Annotated in this window: 6 protein-coding genes; all 6 read right to left on the minus strand. The window is 72.6% G+C overall.

The window, feature by feature from the left end; genetic code table 11:
* Positions 1-17: 17 nt before the first annotated feature.
* On the minus strand, positions 18-989 hold the full coding sequence (galE, locus tag HTZ82_RS31330; protein ID WP_175412794.1) for a UDP-glucose 4-epimerase GalE: 972 nt from the start codon (positions 987-989) through the stop codon (positions 18-20).
* Positions 990-1,073: 84 nt separating this feature from the next.
* Positions 1,074-2,357, minus strand: coding sequence for a nucleotide sugar dehydrogenase (locus HTZ82_RS31335; RefSeq protein WP_175412795.1), 1,284 nt, complete (start codon positions 2,355-2,357; stop codon positions 1,074-1,076).
* Positions 2,354-3,988: a glycosyltransferase gene (locus HTZ82_RS31340; protein ID WP_302852299.1), complete on the minus strand. Its 1,635-nt coding sequence runs from the start codon at positions 3,986-3,988 to the stop codon at positions 2,354-2,356. The genes HTZ82_RS31335 and HTZ82_RS31340 overlap by 4 nt, the downstream gene beginning before the upstream one ends.
* Positions 3,989-4,007: 19 nt before the next feature.
* Positions 4,008-5,018 (minus strand): Gfo/Idh/MocA family protein, encoded by a 1,011-nt coding sequence (locus HTZ82_RS31345; RefSeq protein ID WP_175412796.1) that lies wholly within the window; start codon positions 5,016-5,018, stop codon positions 4,008-4,010.
* Positions 5,015-6,133, minus strand: coding sequence for a DegT/DnrJ/EryC1/StrS aminotransferase family protein (locus HTZ82_RS31350; protein WP_175412797.1), 1,119 nt, complete (start codon positions 6,131-6,133; stop codon positions 5,015-5,017). Before HTZ82_RS31350 ends, HTZ82_RS31345 begins: the two co-directional genes overlap by 4 nt.
* A 295-nt stretch (positions 6,134-6,428) precedes the next feature.
* The coding region (locus HTZ82_RS31355; RefSeq protein WP_175412798.1) for an Rne/Rng family ribonuclease at positions 6,429-9,762 on the minus strand (3,334 nt) is incomplete at its 5' end.

The raw sequence follows: 9,762 nt of genomic DNA on the forward strand, positions 1-9,762 counted from the left end.
TCGCGTGGTGCGTACGGTCAGTTCGGGTGGCGGAGCTGCCAGCCCGACCAGGCCGACTCGACCATCTCGCGTACATCGTGGCGGGCCGTCCAGCCGAGCTCCTCGCGGATCAGGTCCGCGGACGCGACGACACGGGCCGGGTCGCCGGGGCGGCGCGAGGTGACCTCGGGGGCGGCGTCGGTGTGGCCGGTGACGTCCTTGATGATGCCGACCATCTCCGTCACCGAGACGCCCTCGCCCCGGCCGATGTTCAGCACCAGCGACGCCCCCGGATCCGCCGCGAGCCGGCGGGCGGCCGCGACGTGCGCGGACGCGATGTCCTCGACGTGGATGTAGTCGCGGACGCAGGTGCCGTCCGGCGTCGGGTAGTCGTCGCCGAAGACCCGCGGCGCCTCACCGGCCGTGAGCCGCTCGAAGACCATCGGGACCAGGTTGAACACGCCGTCGTCGGCGAGCTCCGGGCTCGCCGCGCCCGCCACGTTGAAGTAGCGCAGCGACGCGGTCGCCATGCCGTGCGTACGGCCGACGGCGCTCGCCATCCACTCCCCCGCGAGCTTCGTCTCGCCGTACGGGTTGATCGGCGAGCACGGCGTCTTCTCGGTGACGAGGTCCACGTCGGGCATGCCGTACACGGCGGCCGACGACGAGAACAGGAAGCGGGTGACACCGGCCGCGACGGCCGCGTCGAGGAGGACCCGCATGCCCTCCACGTTCTCGCGGTAGTAGTACAGCGGCTTCGCGACGGACTCGGCGACCTGCTTCTTGCCCGCGATGTGCACGATGCCGGTGACGGCGTGCTCGCGCAGAACGCGGTCGAGGAACTCCCGGTCCAGGACGGTGCCGGTCTCCAGCGGGACGCCGGCGGGCAGCCGGTCGGCGCGCCCGGTGCTCAGGTCGTCCACGACGACGACGCGCTCGCCGCCTTCGGTCATCGCCTTCACGACGTGCGAGCCGATGAATCCGGCGCCGCCGGTGATCATCCAGGTCATGGGGATCCCTCCTGCGGGTCGGCCCCGCCCCGCCGGGTGGGGGCGGGGCAGGGCCTTGGTGTCGGTGCCTGCGGGCAGGCCGGGTCAGCCGCCGATGACGACGCGGCGGACGCCTTCCCAGCGGGCCGGGTCGGTGGTGCGGCGGCCGTCGACCAGGACCTTCACGTCCGGCAGGTCGGAGGCGGCCAGCTCGCGGTACTCGGCGTGGTCGGCCTGGAGGATCGCCGCGGTGACGGTCTCGCCCCGGTGCGGGGTGAGGCCGTGGGCGGCGAGCTCCTCGTCCGTGTACATGGGGTCGGAGACGTACGGGACGGCGCCGCGCGCCTTGAGCGCCTCGACGGTCGGGAAGACGCCGGAGAACGCGGTCTCCTTGACGCCGCCGCGGTAGGCGGCGCCCAGCACCAGCACGCCCACGTCCTTCAGGTCGCCGTAGGCGGCGGCCAGCAGGTCGACGGCGTAGTCCGGCATCGCGGCGTTGGCCTCGCGGGCCGAGCGGACGACGGTGGCCTCCGGGTCGTTCCACAGGTACATCCGCGGGTAGATCGGGATGCAGTGGCCGCCGACGGCGATGCCCGGCTGGTGGATGTGGCTGTAGGGCTGCGAGTTGCAGGCCTCGATGACCTTCTTGACGTCGATGCCGTTCTTGTCGGCGAACCGGGCGAACTGGTTCGCCAGGCCGATGTTGACGTCGCGGTAGGTGGTCTCGGCGAGCTTGGCCAGCTCGGACGCCTCGGCGGTGCCCAGGTCCCACACGCCGTTGGGCTGCGGCAGGTCGGCGCGCTCGTCGAAGTCGAGGACCTGCTCGTAGAACTCGACACCGCGGCGGGTCGACGCCTCGTCGATGCCGCCGACGAGCTTCGGGTAGCGGCGCAGGTCGGCGAAGACGCGGCCGGTGAGGACGCGCTCCGGCGAGAACACCAGGTGGAAGTCCTCGCCGGCGGTGAGGCCGGAGCCCTGCTCCAGCATCGGCGCCCAGCGGGTGCGGGTGGTGCCGACCGGGAGGGTCGTCTCGTACGAGACGAGCGTGCCCGGCTTGAGGCCCTTGGCGATGGCCTGCGTGGCGTTGTCCATCCAGCCGAAGTCGGGGGTGCCCTCGGCGTCCACGAACAGCGGCACGACCACGACGACGGCCTCGGACCGCGCGACGGCCGCCGCGGTGTCGGTGGTCGCGGTGAGCAGCCCGGCGTCGACGGCCTTCTTGAGCTTGACGTCCAGGTCGTGCTCGCCGGGGAAGGGCTCGGTGCCGGCGTTGACCAGCTCGACGACCTTCTCGTTGACGTCGGCGCCGATGACCGTGTGGCCCTTGTCGGCGAACTGCACGGCGAGCGGCAGACCGATCTTGCCGAGCGCGACTACACAGATGTTCATCGGGTCAGTTTCCTCTTCACACGAGACAGGATGCGGCGCAGTCGCTTGCCCGCGCCGGGCGAGGGCTCCCAGAGCGGAGCCGTGGTGATGACCAGCCGTCCCTTGGCGTTGGCGGTGGCGGAGATCCGGTACGGGACGATCTCGCGCCAGCGCCGCGCCAGGGGCAGTGGCACACCCTGGGTCTGCACCGGGATCTCGTACGTCGAGCCTGCCACATCCAGGTAGGCGCGGACGCCGAGCTTGGCCCGGGTCGGCTGGACGGGGATGTGGGCGAGCAGCACGGTCCCCTCCCCGTCGGCGGACGGCTCACGGCGCAGTTCCCCCGCGAGGGCGGGGAGTTCCGTCCCCACGGGGACGCGGCGGCCGCCCGGCTTGTCGGCGCTCTTCGGCATCGCCTTGCCGGCGAGGCGTACGGACGCCGATTCGGTCTCCCCGGTGACGGGGACACGGACCGCCAGGGACACCGCCATGTCCTGGCCGTGCTGCTCCCAGGACGCCGACACGAGGCCGGTGCCGTCGGCGAGCTGCTTGGGAACGGACTCGCCGATCACCTCGAAGAGCCGGTCGGGCAGGCCGAGCGCCGGGTCGCGGAAGCCGGGGTAGCGCAGGTACGCGCGCCCGTCCTCCAGCAGGAACGGCGGGGCGCCGTGCGCGGCCTCGTCCTCGATGGCCCGTACGAGCTCGTCGACGGCGCCGCGCTGGGCGAGGGCGATCCGCACCCGCCGCTTGACGTCCATGGAGTCGCGCAGCGCGTCCGTGAAGTACGCGTCGGCGAGGCGGGCGATGCCCGCGCACACCTCGGTCCGCGTCGCCGGGTCCAGGGACGGGAAGTCGTCCTGGATCAGCTTGGCGAGCTCCCAGGTGAAGTGCCGCTTGAACACCGCGTCACGCTGCGGGCCCGCCTCGATGAGCCCGGCCGCGTGCTCCATGATCCGTTCGGTGCAGCGCAGCCGTGAGAGGTGGTTGGCGCGGTACGTGATGTTCGACGCGTCGCCGCGCTTCACCGCGTAGTAGAACGTGTAGTCCGCGAGGACGGAGATCTTCTTCGCGCGGACGCACGCCTCGATCGTGAACGGCTGGTCGGAGCCGACCGGCAGGTCCTCGGGGAACCGCAGCTTGTGCTCCTCGACGAGGTCGCGCCGGAACAGCTTGGTGTTGGCCAGCGTGAACGGCAGCGCCGAGTCGTACAGGCTGATGTCGGGGTCGCTCTTCTTGAAGAGCGCCTGGTGGACGTAGCGGCCGTTGGTGCCGACCATCTTGCCGACCACGACGTCGGAGCCGTGGGTGTCGGCGCAGGTCACCATCCGCTTCAGCGCTTCCGAACCGAGGTAGTCGTCGGAGCCGATGAAGTACACGTAGCGGCCGGTGGCGACCTCCAGGGCCCGGTTGCTGGGCGCGGCCGGGCCTCCGGAGTTGGCCTGGTGGATCACCTTCACGACGCCGGGGTACCGCTCGGCGAAGCGGTCGAGTTCCGCGCCGCTGTCGTCGGTCGATCCGTCGTCGACGGCCACGATCTCCAGGCGGTCCGTGCCGATGCTCTGCCCGACGAGGGAGTTCAGACACTCCGTCAGGTACGGCATCGTGTTGTAGACCGCCACGACGACGGTGACGTCAGGTCTCGGTCTGGTCAAAGGGATCCTGCCCCTGTCCCTAGGCGGCGTCGTCGTCGAGCCGGACGGTCCGGCCGTCGGCGGCCGACTCCAGCACCGCGGCGGCGACCTCCACGGTCCGCAGACCCTGGCGCAGCGTGCAGATGTCGTCGGACTTGCCGAGGACCGCGTCGCGGAACAGCTCGTGCTCGACGAGCAGCGGCTCGCGCTTCGGGATCGCGTACCGGACCATGTCGCCCTCGGCGACGCCGCGGAACGCCCGCAGGGCCTCCCACTCGGTGGCGACGGCGGCGTTGGAGTAGAAGGTCAGGTCGGCGGTGAGGGTGTCGGCGATGAAGCAGCCGCGCTCACCGGTGACCGACGTGAACCGCTCCTTCAGCGGGCTCAGCCAGTTGACGAGGTGGCTGACCATCGTGCCGTCGGAGAGCTGGCCGACGGCGGACACCATGTCCTCGTGCGGGCGGCCCGACTTGGACACGGTGTGGGCGGCGATCGACCGGTACGTCTGCCCGGTCACCCAGCCGGTCAGGTCGATGTCGTGGGTGGCGAGGTCCTTGACGACGCCGACGTCCGCGATGCGGTGCGGGAACGGGCCCTGGCGGCGCGTGACGACCTGGAACACCTCGCCCAGCTCACCCGCCTCCAGGCGGGCGCGCAGCGAGCGCAGCGCCGGGTTGCAGCGCTCGATGTGGCCCACGCCGGCGACCAGGTCGCGCGACTCGAAGGCCTCGACGAGCCGGCGGGCGCCGTCGACGGTGTCCGCGACGGGCTTCTCGATCAGCGCGCAGACCCCGGCGTCGGCCAGCTTCAGACCGACCTCCTCGTGGAGGGCGGTCGGGCAGGCGACGACGGCGTAGTCGACACCGAGGGCCAGCAGCTCCTCGACGGTGGACAGAACGGGAGCGCCCTGCGCCCAGCCGTTCTTGTCGCCCATCGGGTCGACGACACCGACGAGCTGCACGCCCTCCAGGCCGGCGAGGACACGGGCGTGGTGGCGGCCCATCGAGCCGAGGCCGACGAGGCCGGCCCGGAGCGTTCCGGTGGCGGTCACAGGTTCTCCCCCAGCGCGTTCACGGCGGTGACGATCCGCTCCAGGTCGTTCTGGGACAGCGACGGGTGGACGGGCAGCGAGACGACCTCGGCCGCGGCCTTCTCCGTCTCCGGCAGGTCCCAGGTGCGGCCGGCCTTCTGGTCCGGCTCCCAGTACGGCTTGAGGCGGTGGATCGGCGTCGGGTAGTACACGGCGTTGCCGACACCGGCCTCGGTGAGCTTCGCCATCGCGGCGTCGCGGTCGCCGCGGACGCGGACCGTGTACTGGTGGTAGATGTGGCGCGCGCCCTCGGCGACCACCGGCGTGACGACGTCCGTCGCGGTGATGTGCTCGGTGAGGTACGCGGCGTTGGCGATGCGCTGCTCGGTCCAGCCGTTCAGCTTGCCGAGCTGGACGCGGCCGACGGCGGCGGCCACGTCGGTCATGCGCATGTTGGCGCCGACGATCTCGTTGGCGTACCGCGCCTCCATGCCCTGGTTGCGCAGCAGTCGCAGCGTACGGGCGACCTCGGCGTCCGCGACGGAGATCATGCCGCCTTCGAGGCTGTGCATGTTCTTGGTCGGGTAGAAGCTGAAGGTGCCGCCCGCGCCGAACGCGCCGACGGGCGTGCCGTTGAGCGCGGCCGCGTGGGCCTGGCAGGCGTCTTCGACGACGGCCAGCTTGTGCTTGGCGGCGATGGCCATGATCCGGTCCATCGCGGCCGGGTGGCCGTACAGGTGGACCGGCATGATCGCGACGGTGCGCGGCGTGACGGCGGCCTCGACGGCGGCCGGGTCCAGGCAGTACGTGTCCGGGTCGATGTCGGCGAACACGGCGTCGGCGCCGACCAGTCGGATCGCGTTGGCGGACGCGGCGAAGGAGAAGGACGGGACGATGACCTCGTCACCGGGGCCGATGCCCAGCGCCATCAGAAGGAGGTGAAGGGCGGAGGTGCCCGAGTTGACCGCGACGCAGTGACGTCCGTCGACCAGCTCGGAGAAGCTCTCCTCGAAGGCGGCCACTTCCGGGCCCTGCACGACGCGGCCGCTGCGCAGCACGCGGACCGCGGCCTCGATCTCCTCCTCACCGATGACCGGACGGGCAGCGGGGATGGGCTGCTCGTTGACGCTCGGCATGGACGTCCTCCTTGAACACCGCAAGAGCTCTAAGTGGCAGAGGTCCGGGGTGAGCGAGCGTCTCGTCGTGAGCGCCCGTGACCCCTCCGGCGCGATGCCGACGCCCTACCGATGACCGTCGGGACGGGACCGGCCCGGAACCGACCGGCGTCACATTATCAGGAATGCCCGAGTCAATTTCCGGGCCGTTAACGGAGCGATGGGGCGATACGGGAGCGTTATGGAAAAAACCGTGTCCCGCCTCGCGTGAATGCGAGACGGGACACAGATCATTTACACGGTCACCGCAGGTCGTTCAGCTCTCCGTGACCTTCGCGTCCGCCGAGACGGACGGTGCCGGTGACTGCTCGGCCGCGACGGTCTTCTTCGCGGCGCTCTTGGCGGTCTTGGCCGTCTTCGACGCCGTCTTGGTGGCCGTGGCCTTCTTGGCGGTCGTCTTCTTCACCGCGGTCTTCTTGGCCGTCGCCGTCTTCTTGGTGGCGGCCTTCTTCGCGGTGGCCTTCTTGGCGGTCTTGCGGGCCGCCTTCTTGGCCGGGGCCTCGGGGGCTTCGGCTTCGGCTGCCTCGGCTGCCTCGGCTGCTTCGGCTGCCGCCTCGGCCTTCGGGGCTTCGGGGGCCGCCGGGGCCTCCGGGGCCGCCGCTTCGGCCGGGGCGGTGGTGCTGGTCACCACGACGATCGCGGCCTCCTCAGCACCCGCCGGGGAACCGGCCGGGGCGGTGACCTTGCGGACCGCGCGGCGCCGCGTCCGCACCGGGGCGGGCGCCTCGGCGGCGGGCACCTCGACGACCGGCTCCTCGACGGCCGGAGCCTCGGCGACCGGAGCCTCGGCCGGGGCCTCGGGGGCGACCGGGGCGGCCGGCTCGACGACGGCCACGGCCTCGACCGGGGCCTCCGCGCCCTTCGGCGGACCGGCCGGTGCCGACACCTTACGGGTCGCCCGGCGACGGGTACGGCCCTGCGGCGCGGCCTCGGCGGCGGGCGCCTCCGGCGTGACCGCGACCGGCTCGGCCGCGAGGGCCGGGACGGCCTCCGGCTCCGTGACCGTGGCGGGCTCGGCGGCCGCCGTCAGCGGGGCCTCCACGACCGGCGCGGCCTCGGCGGCCTTCGGGGCACCGGCGGGCGCCGACACCCTGCGGCTCGCCCGGCGCCGCGTACGGCCACGGGTCGCGGCCGCCTCGGCCTCGGCGGCGCTGGAGTACAGCTCCTCGTCGGGCCGGAAGGCCGGCTCGGGCAGCGCCATCGGGGCGGCGGCCTCGGCGGCGACCTCGGCCTCCGTCTCGGCGGCCACCCGCGCGGCGGCCTCCTTCTCCTTCGCCGGGGCCTCGACGGCGGGCGCCTCGGCCTCGGCGCCGCCGCGGCCGCGCTTGCGCGCACGCTTGCCGCCGCCGCCCGCCGTGGCGGGCTGTTCCATGTGGACGATGACGCCGCGGCCGTTGCAGTGGACGCAGGTCTCCGAGAACGACTCCAGCAGGCCCTGGCCGACCCGCTTGCGGGTCATCTGGACCAGGCCCAGCGACGTCACCTCGGCGACCTGGTGCTTCGTACGGTCCCGGCCCAGGCACTCCAGCAGGCGCCGCAGCACCAGGTCCCGGTTGGACTCCAGGACCATGTCGATGAAGTCGATGACGACGATGCCGCCCAGGTCGCGCAGCCGGAGCTGGCGCACGATCTCCTCGGCCGCTTCGAGGTTGTTCCTCGTCACGGTCTCCTCAAGGTTGCCGCCCTGGCCGGTGAACTTGCCGGTGTTGACGTCGACCACGACCATCGCCTCGGTCTTGTCGATCACCAGCGAACCGCCGGACGGCAGCCAGACCTTGCGGTCCAGCGCCTTCATGAGCTGCTCGTCGATCCGGTACGTCGCGAAGACGTCGACCTCCGACGTCCAGCGCTGCAGCCGGTCCGCCAGGTCGGGCGCCACGTGCGAGACGTAGCCGTGGATGGTCTCCCACGCGTCGTCGCCGCTGACGATGACCTTCGAGAAGTCCTCGTTGAAGATGTCGCGGACGACCCGGACGGTCATGTCCGGCTCACCGTAGAGAAGGGTCGGAGCGTTGCCGTTCTTCGCCTTCTTCTGGATCTCCTCCCACTGCGCCTGGAGCCGCTCGACGTCACGGCGCAGCTCGTCCTCGCTCGCGCCCTCGGCGGCGGTGCGCACGATGACGCCCGCGTCCTCGGGGACGATCTTCTTGAGGATGGTCTTCAGGCGGGCGCGCTCGGTGTCGGGCAGCTTGCGGCTGATACCGGTCATCGAGCCCTCGGGCACGTACACCAGGTAGCGGCCGGGCAGTGACACCTGGCTGGTGAGGCGGGCGCCCTTGTGGCCGATCGGGTCCTTCGTCACCTGGACGAGGACGGACTGGCCGGACTTGAGCGCGGTCTCGATACGGCGCGGCCCGTTGGCCATGCCGAGCGCCTCGAAGTTGACCTCGCCGGCGTACAGGACGGCGTTGCGGCCCTTGCCGATGTCGACGAACGCGGCCTCCATGGACGGCAGGACGTTCTGGACCTTGCCCAGGTAGACGTTGCCGACGTACGAGGTGGCCTGCTCCTTGTTGACGTAGTGCTCGACGAGCACGTTGTCCTCGAGGACGCCGATCTGGGTGCGGTCGCCGTGCTGGCGGACGACCATGACCCGCTCGACGGCCTCGCGTCGGGCGAGGAACTCGGCCTCGGTGATGATCGGGACGCGGCGGCGGCCCTGCTCGCGGCCCTCGCGGCGGCGCTGCTTCTTGGCCTCCAGGCGCGTGGAGCCCTTGATGGACTGCACCTCGTCGGACGGCTCCGCCTTCGGGCGCGGCTCGCGTACCTTGACGACCGTACGGACGCCGTCCTCCTCGGCGGCGGCCTCGGGCTCGGCGCCCTCACCGGTGCGGCGACGGCGGCGGCGACGGCGGCGGGAGCCGCTGGTGCCGGCGGCCGCGGGGGTGGCCTCGCCCTCGGCTTCCTCGTCGTGCTCCGCCTCGGCCTCCTCGGCCTCGGGCTCCTCCTCGAACTCCGCCTCGGCGGCCCCGGCCGCGCCTTCGGCGCCCGTGGTCTCCTCGATCTCGTCGGCCTCGGCGGCCTCACCGCGGCGACGGCGGCGGCCGCCACGGCGGCGACGGCGCGACGGGCGGTCCTCGAAGTCGCCGGCCTCCTCGGCTTCGGCGGCGCGCTCGGCCTGCGCCTCCGCCTCGGTCTCGGCCTCAGCCTCGGTCTCGGCGGGCTCCGGCGCGGCCTCCACGGCGGGTGCGGCGGTCTCGGCCGCCTCGGCGCGGCGACGGCGGCGACGGCGGCCACCGGTCTCGGCGCGCTCGGCGCGCTCGGCGACCGGCTCGACGGCCGTGACGGCCTCGGCGGCCTCCGTGGCCTCGACGGCCTCCTCTTCCTCGGCCGCGGCGGCTTCGGCGGCGGCGGCCGCGGCAGCCGTCTCCGGGGTCTGGAACATGGGCTCGGTGAAGACCGGCGCCTGGAAGACCGGCACGGCGGGCCGTGCGGCGCGACGGGCCGGCTCGGCGGCCTTCGGCGGCTCGGCGGTGAACTTCGGCGCGGTCACACGGCGGCGCGTACGGCCACGGGTGGCGGCCTGCTCGGCGGCGGCGACCTCGGCACCCGACGTGTCGGCGGCGATCTGCGCGACGGTGTCGGCGGGC

This window comes from Streptomyces sp. TRM64462 (assembly GCF_013362995.1).
In the GTDB taxonomy this organism is placed as follows: Bacteria; Actinomycetota; Actinomycetes; order Streptomycetales; family Streptomycetaceae; genus Streptomyces.

Bases quoted from the DNA above. Each gene is read 5' to 3' on its own strand.
- galE (WP_175412794.1), bottom strand. From the start codon at position 989: ATGACCTGGATGATCACCGGCGGCGCCGGATTCATCGGCTCGCACGTC.
- HTZ82_RS31350 (WP_175412797.1), bottom strand. From the start codon at position 6,133: ATGCCGAGCGTCAACGAGCAGCCCATCCCCGCTGCCCGTCCGGTCATC.
- HTZ82_RS31335 (WP_175412795.1), bottom strand. From the start codon at position 2,357: ATGAACATCTGTGTAGTCGCGCTCGGCAAGATCGGTCTGCCGCTCGCC.